Here is a 16,936-nt window from a genome sequence, read left to right on the forward strand (position 1 = left end):
CTTCATTCTCACCCATCCCGCAAGGGTTGCCGCTCACTTGGAGTCGAACGAGGCGAGTGTCAGTGGTATCGGCGAGGATGGAGGGGTGAAGAAGCAGACGGGAAGAGCGGCACGTGGCGGGGCGGTCTCCAGCGTGCTCGCACGGTTCTCGCCCGCGACCCGTGAGTGGTTCGCCGGCGCCTTCGCCGCGCCGACGGAGGCTCAGATCGGGGCCTGGCAGGCCGTGTCGGAGGGTGCGCACGCCCTGGTGGTGGCGCCCACCGGGTCGGGCAAGACGCTGGCGGCATTCCTCTGGGCGATCGACCGGCTGATCGCCGAGCCGGTGGGGGTTCCGGATGCTACGCCCGCAGCCGGGGCGAACGAGAAGCCTGTCGGTACACGCGTGCTCTACATCTCGCCGCTGAAGGCCCTCGCCGTCGACGTGGAGCGGAACCTCCGCGCCCCGCTCGTGGGCGTCACGCAGACCGCGAAACGCCTCGGCACGACGCCGCCCGTCGTGACCGTGGGCGTGCGTTCGGGCGACACGACGGCCAGTGACCGTCGCACCATGATCAAGAACCCGCCCGACATCCTGATCACGACGCCGGAGTCGCTCTTTTTGATGCTCACCTCCGCGGCCCGGGAGACGCTGTCAGATGTGCAGACGGTGATCATCGACGAAGTGCACGCTGTGGCCGCCACGAAGAGAGGTGCGCACCTCGCCGTGAGCCTCGAGCGGTTGGATGCCCTGCTGGAGCGACCAGCGCAGCGCATCGGTCTCTCTGCCACTGTACGACCGCCTGAGGAGGTGGCGAGGTTCCTGGCCGGCGGGGTGCCGGTGACGATCGTGGCACCCGTGTCGACGAAGAAGTTCGACCTGCGGGTCGTGGTGCCGGTCGAGGACATGAGCGACCTCGGCGCCGCCCCTGCCCTCGAGGGTTCCGCCGCAGCAGCGACACCTCAGCAGGGCTCGATCTGGCCGCACGTCGAGGAGAGCATCGTCGACAGGGTGCTGAAGCACCGCTCGTCCATCGTGTTCGCGAACTCTCGTCGGCTCGCCGAGCGATTGACAGCTCGATTGAACGAGATCTACGCCGAGCGCCAGGGTCTCGAGGTCGATGGCGACGGATTCGTGCAGCGGGTCGACGGTGCGGGAACGGATGCGGCATCCACCGCCCAGCGTTCGGCTGGCGCGCCCGCCCAGGTGATGGCGCAGAGCGGCCAGACCAGCGGAGCATTGCCGCTTCTCGCCCGCGCACACCACGGTTCTGTGAGCAAGGAACAGCGGGCGATCATCGAGGACGACCTGAAGAGCGGGCGGCTTCGCTGCGTGGTTGCGACATCGAGCCTCGAACTCGGCATCGACATGGGAGCGGTCGACCTGGTGGTGCAGGTCGAGTCACCGCCCTCGGTCGCCAGCGGGCTGCAGCGTGTCGGGCGGGCCGGGCACCAGGTCGGGGAGGTGTCGCGCGGGGTCATCTACCCGAAGCACAGGGCCGACCTCATCCACTCGGCCGTGGCCGCCGACCGCATGACGAAGGGTCTCATCGAGACGCTCAACGTGCCGAAGAACCCGCTCGACATCCTCGCCCAGCAGACGGTCGCGGCCTGCGCGCTCGAGTCGATCGACGTCGAGGAGTGGTTCGACCAGGTCAAACGGAGCGCCCCGTTCAACGCGCTGCCCCGTTCGGCCTACGAGGCCACGCTCGACCTGCTGGCCGGGCGCTACCCTTCCGACGAGTTCGCCGAGCTCCGCCCGCGCATCGTGTGGGATCGCGACGCCGGAACGATCACCGGCCGGCCGGGCGCCCAGCGGCTCGCGGTCACCAGCGGCGGAACGATTCCCGACCGCGGCCTGTTCGGCGTGTTCATGGTCGGCGAGAAAGCGTCGCGGGTCGGCGAGCTCGACGAGGAGATGGTCTATGAGTCGCGTGTCGGCGACGTCTTCGCGCTGGGGGCCACGAGCTGGCGCATCCAGGAGATCACCCACGACCAGGTGCGCGTGACCCCGGCATTCGGCGAGCCGGGCCGGCTGCCGTTCTGGCGCGGAGACGGGCTCGGACGACCGGCCGAACTCGGCCGCGCGATCGGGGCATTCACTCGGGCTGTGGGCGGGGCCACCGAGGCCCGCGCCCTGGAGCTGGCCCGCGCGGCAGGCCTCGACGAGAACGCGGCGACGAACCTCGTGACGTTCGTCTCCGAACAGCGCGAGTCGACCGGGCACGTGCCGAGCGACCAGACGCTGGTGGTCGAGAGGTTCCGCGACGAGCTCGGGGACTGGCGCGTCATCCTGCACTCCCCCTACGGGATGCAGGTGCACTCGCCGTGGGCGTTGGCCATCGGGGCGCGAATCCGCGAGCGGTTCGGGGTCGACGGCGGGGTCGTGGCAAGCGACGACGGCATCGTGGTGCGACTGCCCGACACCGAGAGCGAGCCGCCGGGCGCCGACCTGTTCGTGTTCGACGCCGACGAACTCGAACTGCTCGTGACCACCGAGGTGGGCGGGTCGGCCCTGTTCGCGTCGAGGTTCCGCGAGAGCGCGGCGCGGGCGCTGCTGCTGCCCCGGCAGAATCCCGGCAAACGGTCACCGCTCTGGCAGCAGAGGCAGCGATCGGCAGCGCTGTTGGAGGTCGCCCGGCGGTATCCGACGTTCCCGATCATCCTCGAGACCGTTCGTGAGTGCCTTCAAGACGTCTACGACCTGCCCTCGCTGAAAGCGTTGGCGGGGGAGATCGAGAGCCGGCGCATCCGCATCATCGAGACGGAGACGCCCGAGCCGTCGCCATTCGCGCGGTCGCTGCTGTTCGGCTACGTGGCCTCGTTCGTGTACGAGGGCGACAGTCCCTTGGCGGAGCGCCGGGCCGCGGCGCTGTCGCTCGACCCGACACTGCTGGCCGAACTGCTGGGGCGGGCAGAACTCCGTGAGCTGCTCGACCCCGGCGTCATCGAGCAGACCGAACGCGAACTGCAGCGGGTCGCTTCGGGGCGGCAGGCGACGGGAGTCGAAGGAGTTGCCGACCTGGTGCGGATGCTCGGCCCACTCAGCATCGACGAACTCGCCGAGCGACTGACCGACGGGGACTCCGCCTCTGGGCATGTGGCTGCGCTGCTCGACGCCCGGCGGGTGCTGGCGGTGACGATCGCGGGCGATGCCCGGTTCGCGGCCATCGAAGACGCGAGCCGGCTGCGGGATGCCCTCGGCGTGCCGATCCCGTTCGGCGTGCCCGATGCCTTCATCGAGCCGGTGGACGACCCGCTCGGCGACCTGGTCGGGCGATACGCCCGCACGCACGGGCCGTTCACAGCGCCGGAGGTGGGCGTGCGGCTCGGCCTCGGGTCGGCGGTGGTGCACGAGACGCTGAAGCGGCTCGAGGCGGCGCGGCGTGTGGTGGAGGGCGAGTTCCGGCCGACCGGGGTGCCGGGGGCACGGGGAATGGGCGGCACGAGTGCTGTGGGCGCGGGTGTCGGCGGCGCGGGTGCTGCTGGCGCGGGACTTGTCGATGGCGCGGACGGTGGCGGCAGTGCTGCCGGGGGCGCTGACTCCCGCGGCGACGTTCGCGAGGTCATCCCGCTCACGCCGGAGTTCTCGCGGTTCGCCCACGCTGCTGCGTCGAGCGAGTGGTGCGACAACGAGGTGCTCCGGCGGCTCCGCAGTCGTTCGCTCGCCGCCTTGCGGCACGAGGTCGAACCTGTCGACGCCGCGGCGTTCGCACGTTTCCTGCCGGTCTGGCAGCACGTCGGAGCAAACCTCCGCGGGGTGGACGGCGTTCTCACGGTGATCGAGCAGCTCGCCGGGGTGCCCGTGCCCGCCTCCGCCTGGGAGACGCTCGTGCTCCCCGCGCGCGTGCGCGACTACAGCCCGGCGATGCTCGACGAGCTGACGGCGGCGGGCGAGATCGTCTGGTCGGGCAGCGGATCCCTGGCCGGCAGCGACGGCTGGGTGTCCCTGCACCTCGCCGACACGGTGCGCGTCACCCTCCCCGAGATGCCGGAACTCGAGCCGAGCGACCTGCAGTCCGCTGTGCTCAAGACGCTGGCCGGTGGCGGGGCGTACTTCTTCCGGAACCTGTCCGACGCGGTCGCCGACGAGCTGGGCAGCGCGGCCGAGAAGGCCCGGGTCGAGGCGGCCGAGAGCGCCGCCGATGCGCAGCGCGTTCTCGCCGAGTCACTCCGGCCGAGGAGTCCGCGGCGCACGCCGAAGTCGGGCGTCGGGGCGGGCGGGTCAGGGGTGGGTGCTGGACCGTCAGGTGCGGGTTCATCGGCCGCGGGTGTATCAGCGGGCAGCGAGCTCGAGGCTGCGGCCGTGGGCGCCACCCCCGTGCATCCGGTGCCCTCTGCCCTGCCCGGTGCGGGATTCTTCACCGACGAGCAACTTGTGACCGCACTGTGGGATCTCGTCTGGGCCGGCCGCATCACGAACGACACCCTTGCACCGCTGCGTACGCTCACCGGCGGGGGCGCATCGGCGCACACCGTCAAACGCTCTGCACCGCGGGCGCGCATGTACCGGGGTCGCGCGTACTCACGACCGACGATGGCCACCCGGGTGGGCCCGCCGACGGCCGGTGGGCGCTGGTCGATGCTTCCGCGAGCGGAGCGGGATGCGACGCTCCGCGCCCACGCGACCGCTGAGTTCCTGCTCGACCGGTACGGCGTGGTCACCCGTGGATCTGTGATGAGCGAACACCAGCCCGGCGGATTCGCGCTGACCTACCGCGTTCTCAGCCAGTTCGAGGAGACCGGGCGCTGCCGTCGCGGCTACTTCATCGAAGGGCTCGGCGCCTCGCAGTTCGCGACCGGCGGCACCGTCGACCGACTGCGAGCGTTCTCGGCCGACGTCCTGCGCGACCAGCGCGGCGAGTCGGGCGATGCGCCGCGCTCCGCGGGCGGAGCTGGTGAGCCACGCGGCGGAGGCGGGATGCTCGGGCACGACCCGCGCGCTCCGCAGGTGTCCGATGCGGCAACCGTCCAGCAGTCGACTTTCCCCTTCGAGCAGGGATCGCGCCCAGTGGGTGCGCAAACGGGAAAGTCGACAGCCCGTGGGGGCGCGGAGGCGGGGGCGGGAAGCGCCCGGGCGGGCGCGGGGGCAGGAGGCGCGGGAGGCGGCGGCGCTCCGCGCGGGCGGGGGCGCGGGCGGGAGGAGCGCACGCGTGCACTGACGCTCGCCGCCACCGATCCCGCGAATCCGTACGGTGCCGCGCTGCCTTGGCCGCAGGGCGAGGGGCACCGCCCGGGACGGAAGGCGGGGGCACTGGTGGTGCTCGTCGACGGGGAGCTTGCGCTCTATGTCGAACGCGGAGGCAAGACCGTGCTGGCGTTCAGCGAGAACGAGGAGGCGCTCATCGAGGCAGCCGATTCTCTCGCCCAGACGGTGTTGTCGGGGCGGGTCGACAAGCTCACGATCGAGAAGATCAACGGCGAATTCTCGGTGGGGACATCCGTGGGCCGGATGCTCGAGATCTCCGGGTTCAGCAACACCCCCCGAGGACTGAGGTTGCGGAGTGCCTGAGGGCGATACCGTCTACCGCACGGCGGAGCATCTCAACGCGGTGCTCGCCGGTACGGTGCTGACCGGCTGCGACATCCGCGTTCCGAAGTTCGCGACCGTCGATCTGACCGGCGAGACCGTGGACGACGTTGTCAGCCGCGGCAAACACCTGCTCATGCGGATCGGAGAGTTCAGCATCCATTCGCACCTGAAGATGGAGGGCACCTGGCACCTCTACCGGCAGGGAACCCGCTGGCGGAAGCCCGCGTGGAAGGCGCGCGCGATCCTGTCGAACGCGGAATGGACGGCCGTCGGCTTCGAACTCGGGCTCGTCGAGGTGCTGCCACGGGATCGCGAGGACGAAGCCGTCGGATACCTCGGGCCCGACCTGCTCGGGCCGGGCTGGGACGCGGAAGAGGCCGAGCGACGACTGGCGAGCGACCCGGCCCGCGAGATCGACGTCGCCCTGCTCGACCAGCGGAACCTCGCCGGGCTCGGAAACGTGTACGCGAACGAGCTGTGCTTCCTGCGCGGGGTGCTGCCCACCCGGCCCGTCGGCGAGGTGCCGAGACTCGAGGCGGTCGTGGGGCTCGCCTCCCGCCTGATTCTTGCCAACCGGGACCGCGTGGAGCGCACGACCACGGGCGACCTCCGGCCGGGAAAACAGGTCTGGGTCTACAACCGGGCAGGCCAGCCGTGCCGGCGGTGCGGCACGACGATCCTGGCCGGCAAGCTCGGAGCGACGGAACTCTCGCTCCGCGACACCTACTGGTGCCCGCGCTGCCAGACCTGAGCCGCCGGCCTCAGCTCCCAGCGGTCCGCAATAGGGTGAACCTGTGATCGAAGACATCAAGAAGCGGGCGCTGCACCGCACCAAGATCCTCGAAGGCCAACTCCGCGGGCTCGAGAAGGCGATTGAGAACGAGGACTACTGCATCGACATCATCACGCAGTCCCTCGCTATCCAGAAGTCCCTGGGCTCCCTCAACAAGCTCATGGTCGAGAACCACCTGAAGACGCATGTGAGCGAGATGTTCGACGAGGGCGGGGAGCAGCGCGAGACAGCCATCGACGAGCTGGTGCGCATCTTCGAACTGAGCCGTAACCGCAGCGAGTAGCCAGCCGAACCGGCTGGTAGATTCAGGGGCGTGACCGACTTCCCCCTCCGCAGTGCCATCGACGATGCCGTGGTCGTCTGGTCGGTTCCGGCCGCCGAACTGGCCGAGCGACTGCCGAACAGCCCCCTCATTGTCATCATGCACGGCTACGGCTCGCACGAGAACGACCTGATCTCGCTCGCACCGCTGCTCCCGGCGGGCACGATCGCGGCCTCCCTGCGGGCACCGCTGGTCGCGCCGCAGCCCATCGTCGACGGTTTCGCCTGGTTCACGATCGGCCGACCCGGCAACCCTCGCATCTCGGGGCTCGACGACGCTGCCGCATCTGTTCTCGAGTGGCTCGACCGGGTCGAAGCCGCCTGTGGAACCCCGCCGAGCATCACAACGCTCGGCTTCTCGCAGGGCGGGGCCATGGCCGTGCACCTGCTGCGCACGGCTCCCGCGCGGTTCGCCGCCGCAGTGAATCTGTCGGGCTTCACCGTCACCGGCGACGCACCCGGCGACCAGGTTCTGGCCGAGGTGAGGCCCCCGGTGTTCTGGGGGCGGGATGTCGCGGACCCGGTCATCACCGCCGAGGCCGTCGCGCGCACCGAAGCGTGGCTGCCCGGCCACTCCACCCTCACGGCGAAGCTCTACCCCGGCATCCTGCACGGGGTGTCGCAGGAGGAGATCGGCGACGTCACGGTCTTCCTGCAGGCAGCGCTCGGCCTGGGCGACCCAGCCGGCGCAGCCGAAGCACCGGCACCGGCACCGGCACCGGCACCCGCACCCGCACCCGCACCCGAAGCTCGCGGCTAGCGGCGACCGGGCCTTCGGGATACTCCGTCATGGCACGATCACCGGGGCCGGGCGAAGGCCCGACGACGGCCGCCACGGTCGCCCTCACCGCAGCCGGTGTCGCGTTCATCCCACACCCCTACCCGCACGACGCTTCGACCTCGGACTTCGGCTCCGAAGCCGCAACGGCACTCGGCATCGACCCTGAGCGCGTCTTCAAGACCCTCATGGTCGACACCGACCGGGGGCTGGCGGTCGGCATCGTCTCCGTCTCCTCGAAGCTCGATGTGAAGGCCCTGGCCGGCGCGATCGGCGCCAAACGGGGCGCGATGGCCGAGCCGGCCGTCGCCGAGCGGAAGAGCGGCTACGTTCGGGGCGGTATCAGCCCGTTCGGCCAGAAGACGCCGCTCCCGACGGTTCTGGATGACCTCGCCATCCTGTTCGACACGATCTTCGTCTCGGGCGGCCGCCGCGGGTTCGACATCGAGGTGAGGCCCGAGGACCTGCTGGCCGTCACCGGCGCACAGCTGGCGACGATCCGCCGCGAATGAGCGCGGAGAAGGATCGTCGCCAGCAGTGCCCCGGGGTCATTCGGCCTGCTGGTTCTCGGCTTCCAGCTCTTTCACCAGGGGCGAGTCCGCCCCGAGCTCCCGTTCGAGTTCATGTGTCAGCGAATCGAGTTCCGCGCCGCCCGCCATCAGGCTGGTCAACTCCCCCAGCGTGATCTTCGACTTCTCGAAGTCGCCGATGCTCTCGCCGCGGTTCAGCAGCAGGAACCGGTCGCCGACAGGGAAGGCGTGGTGCGGGTTGTGGGTGATGAACACCACCCCGAGACCCCGATCGCGGGCCCTGGCGATGTAGCGCAGCACCACTCCAGACTGCTTGACGCCGAGCGCGGCGGTCGGCTCGTCGAGAATGAGCACCCGTGCACCGAAGTACACAGCCCGGGCGATCGCCACGCACTGGCGCTCTCCGCCGGAGAGGGTGCCGATCGGCTGATCCACGTCGCGGAGGTCGATGCCCATGTTGAGGAGCTCGGTGAGGGTGATCCGCTTCATCTCCTTGACGTCGAGACGACGGAACGGACCCGAGCCGCGGGTCAGCTCGGAACCCAGGAAGAAGTTCCGCCAGACCGGCATCAGGGGAACCACGGCGAGGTCCTGGTAGACCGTCGCGATACCCCGGTCGAGCGCCGCCCTCGGCGACGAGAAGGTGACGGGCTCGCCGTCGAGCAGCAGCTGCCCCTCGCTCGGCGTGTGAGCCCCGGCGAGGATCTTGATGAACGTGGACTTGCCGGCCCCGTTGTCGCCGAGCACGCAGGTGACCTGCCCCGCGTTGACGACGGTGGAGATACCTGCGAGAGCGTTGACCGCCCCGTAGCTCTTGCCGATGTTGTTGACCTCGAGGATGGTGATCCGGGTCTTCGGTTCTGTGCTGGTCACTGGGCTCCTCCTGAAGCTCGTCTGCGAACCCAATGGTTGAGGAAGACGGCGAGCAGCAGCATGGCGCCGAGCACCGTGCGGAGCCAGTTCGTGTCCCACTGCGCGAAAGTGATGCCCTGGAAGACCATTCCGTAGATCAGCGCGCCGAGTGCCGCGCCGACCGCCGATCCGTATCCGCCGGTGAGCAGGCAACCGCCGACGACCGCGCAGATGATGTAGATGAACTCCTGGCCGACGCCGGTGTTCGCCTGCACGGTCGAGGTGCGGAACAGCGAGATCATGCCGACCAGCCAGGCAGCGCCCGCGGTGGTCATGAAGAGGCCGATCTTGGTCTTCATCACCGGCACACCCACCTGGCGGGAGGAGTTCAGGGCGCCGCCGACGGCGAAGATCCAGTTGCCGGCGCGGGTGCGCAGCAGCACCCAGGTGGCGATCGCCGTGACGACGATCCACCAGACGACGGAGACGTAGAACACCCCGCCGCCGATCGTGATCGACGAACCGAACAGGGGCTGGATCGAGTCGTAGTTCGGAACCTTGGCCATGCCCTGGATCGAGACCTGCCCGGTGAGGAGCTTCGTCACGGCGAGGTCGGCCCCGGCCAGCACGAAGAACGTGCCGAGGGTGACGATGAAGCTCGGCAACCCGGTGCGCATCACCACGTAGCCGTTCAGGGCGCCGATGGCGAGCGCGACGATCAGCGAGATGACGGCCGCAACCCAGATGTTCAGCCCGAACTGGGTGGTCAGGATGCCCACGATCAGGGCGGTGAAACCGGTCATGACGCCGGCGGAGAGATCGAACTCGCCGCCGATCATCAGCAGGGCCACGGCAACGGCCATGATGCCGAAGGTGGAGGCGGATTCGAGCCACACTCCCGCCCCGGGGAGGGTCAGGAAGGTGTTCGTGTAGATCGAGAAGAAGACGAGAACGGCGAGGGCGGCAACGAAGGCCCCCGTCTCGGGCCGGGCGAGAACGCGCCGGATCGGACGGCGTTCGACACGGGGTCTGAGAGCGATCGTCATGATGTCGGTCGTGGTCACGGTGTGTCCTTTCGGGAGAGGGATGCGGCGGGGCGGCCCACGGGCCGCCCCGCCGTCTGGACCAGCGTGTTAGCGCGTGCCGTTCTTGGCGAACTCCGCAACCGAGGCGGCATTGTCCTTCGTGATGAAGGCCGGGCCGGAGTACACGGGCTGGCCGCCTCCGATGATGTTTCCGTTGATGCTGTCGAGGTACAGCGCCGTCACGCCGAGGAATCCCTGCACGTAGGGCTGCTGGTCGACGGCGAACAGGATGGTGCCGGCCTGGATGTCGGCCACGACGTCCTCGGAGAGGTCGAAGGTCGCGACCTGCGCCTTGCTGCTCGACTCGCTGACGGCACCGACGGCGTCGAGGGCGTACTGGCCGCCGAGCGTGAGAACTCCGTCGATGCTGGGGTCTGCCTGCAGCTTCGACTTGATGGTCGCCTTGACCTCGGAGTCGTTGGTGCCGTCGACCTGGAGGTTGGTCATGGTTCCGGAGAACTTCGATGCTGCGGACTTGCAGCGCTCTTCGAGACCGACGTTTCCGGCCTCCTGGATGACGCAGAGCACGTTCTTCACACCGGAATCGCTGAGCTTGGCGCCCACCGCTTCACCGGCGACGGTCTCGCTCTGCCCGATGTGGGTGATGGCTCCGAATTCGGCGGAGCGCTCGATGCCCGAGTTGATGGTGACCACGGGGATGCCCGCGGCGACGGCCTTCTTGATGCTCGACTCGAGCCCGTCGGGGTTGGCCATCGAGACGACGATGCCGTTGACCTTCTGGGCCACGGCGTTGTCGATGAGCTGCGACTGCTTCGCCGGGTCGGGATCAGCGTTGTAGGTGATCGTCGAGCCGTAGTTCGTTCCGGCCTGTTCTGCTCCGGATTTCACGCGGTCCCAGAAGGCGTCGCCCGGTCCGGAGTGCGTGATGACCGCGTAGGTGAACTTGCCACCACCCGCGGCTGCGGTGTTCGTCGTCTGGCCTGTGCCTGAACAGGCTGTGAGCAGAAGACCGGCAACGGCGGCAATGCCGATGCCTGCGAGGAGTCTCTTCATTGGGTGCATTCCTTTTTGTGGGCGACGTCTGTGTCGGCATGAGTCTGCGCTACCGACAGACCGGCTGTCAATAGTTTGTCCATACATTCTGTCATTAGACGTATTCTGGATACTCTCGATCGCTTTCAACGAAGAACTGGGGATACCGGATGACCGACCGCACACACATCGGAGTGGGACTCGTCTCTGTGGGATGGATGGGGCGCCTGCACTCGCGCGCCTACCTCGCGGCAGCACACCACTATCCGGAGCTCCCCGTTCGGGCCGAACTCGTCGTAGCCGCCGATCCGGATGCCGCCTCGAGGGAGCACGCCACCGATGTGCTCGGTTACCTCGATGCTGTCAGTGATTACCGCGAGGTGCTGTCCGACCCGCGCGTGGACGTCGTTTCCATCTGCTCCCCCAATTTCCTCCACCATGAGATCGCCCTCGCCGCAATCGCGGCCGGCAAGCCGTTCTGGATCGAGAAGCCGATGGGACGAGGCGTCGCCGAGTCCCGCGAGATCGCCGAGGCTGCACAGGCCGCCGGCCTCGTCTCCTCCGTCGGCTTCAACTACCGTCACGCACCCGCGATCGGACACGCCCGGCACCTGGTGCAGAGCGGAGCTCTCGGCACGGTCACGAATGTGCGTGTCGCCTTCCTGGCCGACTACTCGGCCGATCCGCTCGGCGCCCTGACGTGGCGCTTCAAACGTGAGCTCGCCGGCAGCGGTGTGCTCGGCGATCTGCTCTCGCACGGCGCCGACCTCGCGCAGTATGTGGTGGGGCCGATCTCGTCGGTGACGGCGATGACGGAGACGTTCATCCGGGAGCGTCCGCTTCCAACGGGCGGCGCTGCGAGTCACTTCAGCCGGGGTGCGGAGGATGCCCCGATGGGCACCGTCGAGAACGAGGACTACGCAGCCCTCCTCGCGCGCTTCGCCGGCGGCGGGGTCGCCGTGCTGGAGTCGAGCCGCGTCGCCGTCGGGCCGCGCGCCCAGTACGTGCTCGAAGTCTTCGGAACGAAGGGGTCGCTCCGCTGGGACTTCCAGCGGATGAACGAGCTCGAGATCGCCGACGACCTGTCGGGCTACCGCACGGTGCTGATGGGACCCGGGATGGGCGAGTTCGCGCGCTTCCAGCCGGGGGCCGGCACCGCGATGGGGTTCGACGACCTCAAGACCGTCGAGGCAGCCCTGTTCCTCCGCTCGGTGCTGGAGAAGCAGCAGTACTCGGCGTCGGCGACCGATGCCTGGGCGGCGGCGGAGATCGTCTCAGCCGCAGAGTCGAGCGCAGCGTCGGGCGGCTGGGTGAACGTCGGCCAGACGACGGCGTGAGTCGCAGGCCGGGCGGCAGCTGGCTCCCGGCATCAGTGCCCGCCGCCGCCCGAGCGGCGCCCCGCTGCCCCGCCGTCGCTAGGCGAACGCGGCCGCGAATGCGTCGAGCGCAGCATCCGTGTCGCCGCTCGCCCAGCCCTCGAGGCCGACGACGCCCTCGTAGCCGAGCGACCGCAGTTCGGCGGCGACGGCTTCGTACCGGATCTCCCCCGTGCCCGGCTCGCAGCGCCCGGGTACGTCGGCGACCTGGATCTCGCCGATCCACGGCAGAGCCTGCCGCACGAGTTCGATGAGGTTCCCCTCACCGATCTGCGCGTGGTAGAGGTCGAGGTTGAGCCTCAGGGCCGGGCTGTCGACCGCCGAGACGAGCGCGATCGTGTCTGCGGCCCGGGCGAACGGGGTTCCCGGATGGTCGACCGCCGTGTTGAGGTTCTCGAGCGTGAAGACGCGGCCCGCCTCCTCGCCGAGTTCAGCGATGCGCCGGAGGGTGTCTGCCGCCGTGATCCAGTCGGCCCCGCTGACCGCGAGGCGCGGCAGCACCGGCAGGCCGTCCGTATCCAGCCCGGTGCCGTGCAGGTTGAGCCGGGGAGAGTCGATGACCTCCGCCCGGCGGAGCGACTCGGCGGCCGTCGAGAGCAGCTCGGCGATACCGTCCTCGCTGGTCAGATCCCCCCGGAGGTAGCCGGTCATCGACGAGATGACCGCCCCGGTTGAGGCGATCGCGGGGAGGTCTTTTGTGCTCCAGTCCCAGATCTCCACCTCGAAGCCGCGCTGGTGGAGGCGCGACACCCGTTCGGTGAACGGCAGGTCGAGGTACAGCATCTCGGCCGACGCGGCCAGCCGGAACGTCATGCGAGGTCCACGGTCACCGAGACACGCTGCTCGGCTGAGCGCTGGGCGGCGTCGGCCAGGATCAGCGCCGCGCGGCCGTCTTCGAAGGTCGGACTGCTGGAGGCCTCCCCGCGAGCGAGCCGGATGAACTCCTCGAGCTCGGCCGCGTAGGCCCCGGCGTAACGCTCCAGGAAGAAGTCCTGGAACGGCGGGCGGGCTTCAACGGCTTTTGCCGTCGACACGCTCACGAGACTGGTGCCCTCATTGGCGACGTGCAGCATGCCCTTCGCGCCGAAGGCCTCGATGCGCTGGTCGTAGCCGACCGCGCTGTGCCGGGAGTTCGTGATGGTCACGATGGCTCCGGATGCTGCGCGGAGCACTGTCACGGCGGTGTCGAAGTCCCCGTGCTCCCGTGCGCCCGGGTCGAACGTGCGGGTTCCCGTGGCGCTCACCTCCACGATGTCGGAGACGAAGAACCGGGCCATGTCGAAGTCATGGATCGTCATGTCGCGGAAGATGCCGCCCGAGACGCCCACGTAGGCCGCGGGCGGAGCCGAGGGGTCGCGGCTGATGATCGAGAGCTGTTCGATGTCGCCGATCTCCCCGGCGGCCACCCGGCGGCGGGCTTCAGCGAACCCGGGATCGAACCGGCGGTTGAAGCCGAGCGCGATCGGGACCCCGGAGGAGGCGACCCGGGGCCGGAGGGCTTCGACCCGCGAGATGTCGAGGTCGATCGGCTTCTCGCAGAGCGCCGGGATGCCGGCGTCGATGGCCGCCGAGATGAGGTCGACGTGCGTGGCGGTGGGCGAGGCGATCAACACCGCATCGACCTCACCCGAGGCGAAGACCTCCTCGGCGGAATCGGTCACCCGGCCGCCATAGGTTGCCGCGGCCTTCTTCGCGCCGTCGATGAACGGGTCGCACACCCAGCTGAGGGTGGCGTTCGGGGAGGCCGCGATACTGGCGGCGTGCACCATGCCGATGCGGCCGGTGCCGATGAGACCGAAGCGGAGGGGTTTCTGGGTCACGTGCGTCTGTTCCTTCGTTGGGGTGGTGAGGGCTGAGGGTGAATTGGGGCGCGTCACGCCCACGCGCTGAGCGCGTCGCGGTTCCGTCGCTGGTCGTCGGCACGCTGCTGTTGGAAGGTCGTGAGTGACAGGTCGGCACCGTTCAGTACGTCCTGTTCCACCACGACCCAGCCGTCGAAACCGCGTTCGTCGATTGCGGCCATGACGCCCGCGAGGTCGATGTCGCCGCGACCGAAGGCGACGAACGATCCGGAGGACCAGACCTCGCGCATCCCGCCTCCCGCGGCCAGCACGCGCCGGAGTTCGGCGAGGTCGACGTCTTTGAGGTGCAGGTGGTTGATGCGGTCGCCCCAGCGGCGGGCGGCATCGATCGGGTCGCCGCCGGCGATGAAGAGGTGGCCGGTGTCGAGGGTGAGATCGATGTCGACGACAGAGAGGAAGCGATCGATCTCGGCGGGCGATTCGACGAAGGTGCCCGCGTGGTGGTGGAAGGTGGGCTCGAAGCCGGCCTTCCGCACCCGCTCCGCAGCGCGCCCAGCGTTCGCGGCGAGCCGCTGCCAGCCGTCGTCGGTGAGCGGATCCTCTACGGCGCCTCGCCCGGGAGCGGCGCGGCGCGGCGCCGATCCGTCGTCGGCCAGGGTCGGCAGCGGCAGTCGCGCCGGCCCTGACTCCGCCGCATCCGAGAACACCCGGAGCGCCTCGTCGAGGCTCGGCAGCGAGGCCTCGAACGCCTCATCGTCGGAGAAGGGCAGCTGCACCCAGCCGCCTGCCAGCTCGAGCCCGAACCGGTCGAGGCGCTCCCTGAGTTCCTTCCCCCGGCCGAAGTAGCCGAGGGGCCCGAGATCGACCCCGCCGTAGCCGGACGCTGCAAGGATGTCGAGCATGTCGTCGGCGGCGACGGTCTCCGCCCCCTCCGGTGTCAGCTCGAAGACGCCGAAACTCACCGGCGCGCCGGCGACTGTTGCCTTCATGGTGTGTGTTCCTCTCCGAGGAGCGGCCGCTGGGCGGCACGCAGGGTTTCGTATTCGACCCGGGCGTTCCGGGTGGAGGGCAGCGTCGAGACCTCGGCCACCGGCACGTCCCACCAGCCCCCGCCGTCGGGGCCGTAGATTCGGGGGTCGCTGTTGATGTGGATGAACGTCGACCGGGTCGACGCCTTCGCCGTACGGATGGCCCTGCCGAGGTCGTCGATCGCGCCGGCACCGGGCTCCACCTCGATCACGTCGATGCCGTAGCTGCGGGCATTCATCGCGAGATCGACCGGCAGCGGCTGTTCGCTCTGGAAGTTGCGGGCCTCGGGGTCGTAGTGCCGGTAGAGGGTGCCGAACCGCTCCGATCCCACCGTCTCCGAGAGGTGCCCGATCGAGGCGTAGCCGTGGTTCTGGATCAGCACGACGATGATCTTGATGCCCTCGGCGACAGCGGTGACGAGCTCACTGTTCAGCATCAGGTACGACCCGTCGCCCACCATGACGATGACATCGCGGTCGGAGCCGTCGGCGAGCGCCCCGCGCTTCACGCCCAGCCCGCCGGCGATCTCGTAACCCATGCACGAGAAGGCATATTCGACGTGGTATCCGAGGGGATCGCGCACCCGCCACAGTTTGTGGAGGTCGCCCGGCAGCGAACCGGCCGCCTGCACGATGACGTCTGCGGGATCGCTCGCCGACTGCACGGCGCCGATGATCTCGGGTTGGCCGGGCCGGTCGAGTCCGGATGGCGCGAACGCGGCATCGACGGAGGCATCCCACTCCGCCTTCTCCCGCCTGATGAGGCTGGCATAGTCGGCTGTCACGGCGACCCCGTCGGTGTGGGCCAGCAGTTCGTCGAGCGCCTCCCGAGCGTCGGCGATGACAGGCAGCTGTGTGCCGTGCTTGTAGGCGTCGAAGGGTGCCACGTTGATGTTGACGAACCGCACCCCCGGATCCTGGAACACGGTGCGCGACGCGGTCGTGAAGTCGCTGTAGCGGGTGCCGATTCCGATGATGAGGTCGGCCTCGGCGGCCAACCGGTTCGCCGCCGTCGTTCCGGTCGCGCCGATGCCGCCGAGGTACTGCGGGTGGTTCCAGGCCAGGGCTCCGCCGCCCGCCTGTGTGGTGGCGACCGGGATGCCCGTCTTCTCGGCAAACGCCTGCAAGGCCTTCTCGGCGCCGGAGTACAGCACGCCTCCCCCGGCGACGATCAGCGGGCGCCGGGCATCCCGCAGCGCCTCGATCGCGCGGGCGAGCGCCAGACGCTCGGGAAGGGGACGCCGGAGGTACCATTCCCGCTCCTCGAGGAACGCCGCCGGCACGTCGAGCGTCTCGGCCTGCACGTCTTCGGGCAGTGCGATGGTCACCGCTCCCGTGTCGGCGGGGTCGAGCAGCACGCGCATGGCGCCGAGGGCGATCGAGTAGAGCTGCTCAGGCCTCTGCACGCGATCGAAGAACTTCGAGAGCGGCCGGAAAGCGTCGTTCACCGTGAGCCCGATGTCGTGGGGCTGTTCGAGCTGCTGCAGCACCGGATCCGCCACCCGGGTGGCGAAGGTGTCGCTCGGCAGAAGGAGCGCGGGCAGTCGGTTCGTGGTGGCGAGGGCGGCGCCGGTGAGCATGTTCGTGGCCCCGGGGCCGACGGAGGCGGTGGAGGCGAACGTCGCCAGGCGGCGGTGCATGCGGGCGTAGCCGACCGACTGGTGCACCATGGCCTGCTCGTTCCGAGCCTGGTAGTACGGCATCGACGCGGGTGAATCCACGTTGACCTGCTTCAGCGCCTGGCCGATACCCGCCACATTGCCGTGCCCGAAGATGCCGAAGACGCCCGGGATGGTGCGCTCACGGTGGTCGCCGTCGACGGTGTACTGGTTGGCCAGGAAGTGGATGAGGGCCTGGGCGACCGTCATT

13 protein-coding genes are annotated in these 16,936 nt (G+C 69.3%); 6 read left to right on the top strand and 7 right to left on the bottom strand.

Going from position 1 to position 16,936, the window contains the following annotated elements; all coding sequences use genetic code 11:
* Positions 1 to 133 precede the first annotated feature (133 nt).
* Genes B7R21_RS14330 through ybaK form a run of 5 tightly spaced genes read left to right on the top strand, consistent with a single transcriptional unit; the run spans position 134 to position 7,913 of the window.
* Positions 134 to 5,488, top strand: a complete 5,355-nt coding sequence (locus tag B7R21_RS14330) for an ATP-dependent helicase (protein WP_116284260.1) — start codon at positions 134 to 136, stop codon at positions 5,486 to 5,488.
* On the top strand, positions 5,481 to 6,260 hold the full coding sequence (locus B7R21_RS14335) for a DNA-formamidopyrimidine glycosylase family protein (RefSeq protein ID WP_116283921.1): 780 nt from the start codon (positions 5,481 to 5,483) through the stop codon (positions 6,258 to 6,260). Before B7R21_RS14330 ends, B7R21_RS14335 begins: the two co-directional genes overlap by 8 nt.
* Before the next feature lie 43 nt (positions 6,261 to 6,303).
* A complete protein-coding gene (locus B7R21_RS14340; protein WP_116283922.1) occupies positions 6,304 to 6,585 on the top strand; it encodes a metal-sensitive transcriptional regulator in 282 nt (93 codons plus the stop codon).
* Positions 6,586 to 6,615: 30 nt separating this feature from the next.
* Complete coding sequence (locus B7R21_RS14345; RefSeq protein ID WP_253259826.1) at positions 6,616 to 7,383, top strand: alpha/beta hydrolase; 768 nt, start codon at positions 6,616 to 6,618, stop codon at positions 7,381 to 7,383.
* Positions 7,384 to 7,412: 29 nt separating this feature from the next.
* Positions 7,413 to 7,913 (top strand): Cys-tRNA(Pro) deacylase, encoded by a 501-nt coding sequence (gene ybaK / locus B7R21_RS14350; protein ID WP_116283923.1) that lies wholly within the window; start codon positions 7,413 to 7,415, stop codon positions 7,911 to 7,913.
* 36 nt (positions 7,914 to 7,949) lie between these two features.
* Here the strand turns inward: ybaK and B7R21_RS14355 are convergent, their stop codons facing one another.
* The 3 genes from B7R21_RS14355 to B7R21_RS14365 form a co-directional block, all read right to left on the bottom strand.
* Positions 7,950 to 8,804, bottom strand: a complete 855-nt coding sequence (locus B7R21_RS14355) for an ATP-binding cassette domain-containing protein (RefSeq protein WP_253259827.1) — start codon at positions 8,802 to 8,804, stop codon at positions 7,950 to 7,952.
* Positions 8,801 to 9,847: an ABC transporter permease gene (locus tag B7R21_RS14360; protein ID WP_116283925.1), complete on the bottom strand. Its 1,047-nt coding sequence runs from the start codon at positions 9,845 to 9,847 to the stop codon at positions 8,801 to 8,803. The genes B7R21_RS14355 and B7R21_RS14360 overlap by 4 nt, the downstream gene beginning before the upstream one ends.
* 69 nt (positions 9,848 to 9,916) lie before the next feature.
* The gene (locus B7R21_RS14365; protein WP_116283926.1) at positions 9,917 to 10,882 is read right to left on the bottom strand and encodes a sugar ABC transporter substrate-binding protein; all 966 of its coding nucleotides are present in this window, start codon (positions 10,880 to 10,882) and stop codon (positions 9,917 to 9,919) included.
* 149 nt (positions 10,883 to 11,031) lie between these two features.
* Between B7R21_RS14365 and B7R21_RS14370 the strand changes: the two genes are divergently transcribed.
* On the top strand, positions 11,032 to 12,198 hold the full coding sequence (locus tag B7R21_RS14370; protein WP_116283927.1) for a Gfo/Idh/MocA family protein: 1,167 nt from the start codon (positions 11,032 to 11,034) through the stop codon (positions 12,196 to 12,198).
* Positions 12,199 to 12,276: 78 nt separating this feature from the next.
* On the opposite strand, the gene B7R21_RS14375 is transcribed toward B7R21_RS14370, so the two are convergent.
* From B7R21_RS14375 to iolD, 4 genes are read right to left on the bottom strand one after another with little or no spacing between them, the layout of a single operon-like run.
* Entirely contained in the window at positions 12,277 to 13,050 is a 774-nt protein-coding gene (locus B7R21_RS14375; protein WP_116283928.1) for a TIM barrel protein, read from the bottom strand.
* The gene (iolG, locus tag B7R21_RS14380; RefSeq protein ID WP_116283929.1) at positions 13,047 to 14,057 is read right to left on the bottom strand and encodes an inositol 2-dehydrogenase; all 1,011 of its coding nucleotides are present in this window, start codon (positions 14,055 to 14,057) and stop codon (positions 13,047 to 13,049) included. The genes B7R21_RS14375 and iolG overlap by 4 nt, the downstream gene beginning before the upstream one ends.
* Positions 14,058 to 14,110: 53 nt before the next feature.
* Positions 14,111 to 15,028 carry a sugar phosphate isomerase/epimerase family protein gene (locus B7R21_RS14385; RefSeq protein ID WP_116283930.1) on the bottom strand — a complete coding sequence of 306 codons (918 nt, stop codon included), beginning with the start codon at positions 15,026 to 15,028 and terminating at the stop codon, positions 14,111 to 14,113.
* Positions 15,025 to 16,935 (bottom strand): 3D-(3,5/4)-trihydroxycyclohexane-1,2-dione acylhydrolase (decyclizing), encoded by a 1,911-nt coding sequence (iolD, locus tag B7R21_RS14390; protein ID WP_253259828.1) that lies wholly within the window; start codon positions 16,933 to 16,935, stop codon positions 15,025 to 15,027. The genes B7R21_RS14385 and iolD overlap by 4 nt, the downstream gene beginning before the upstream one ends.
* Position 16,936 lies beyond the last annotated feature (1 nt).

Source organism: Subtercola boreus, from assembly GCF_003399625.1.
GTDB classification, from domain to species: domain Bacteria; phylum Actinomycetota; class Actinomycetes; order Actinomycetales; family Microbacteriaceae; genus Subtercola; species Subtercola boreus_C.

What these genes read in the sequence shown, in the direction of transcription:
- ybaK (WP_116283923.1), top strand. Translation starts at nt 7,413, where the DNA reads ATGGCACGATCACCGGGGCCGGGCGAAGGCCCGACGACGGCCGCCACG.
- B7R21_RS14365 (WP_116283926.1), bottom strand. Translation starts at nt 10,882, where the DNA reads ATGAAGAGACTCCTCGCAGGCATCGGCATTGCCGCCGTTGCCGGTCTT.
- B7R21_RS14370 (WP_116283927.1), top strand. Translation starts at nt 11,032, where the DNA reads ATGACCGACCGCACACACATCGGAGTGGGACTCGTCTCTGTGGGATGG.
- B7R21_RS14375 (WP_116283928.1), bottom strand. Translation starts at nt 13,050, where the DNA reads ATGACGTTCCGGCTGGCCGCGTCGGCCGAGATGCTGTACCTCGACCTG.
- B7R21_RS14385 (WP_116283930.1), bottom strand. Translation starts at nt 15,028, where the DNA reads ATGAAGGCAACAGTCGCCGGCGCGCCGGTGAGTTTCGGCGTCTTCGAG.
- iolD (WP_253259828.1), bottom strand. Translation starts at nt 16,935, where the DNA reads ATGACGGTCGCCCAGGCCCTCATCCACTTCCTGGCCAACCAGTACACC.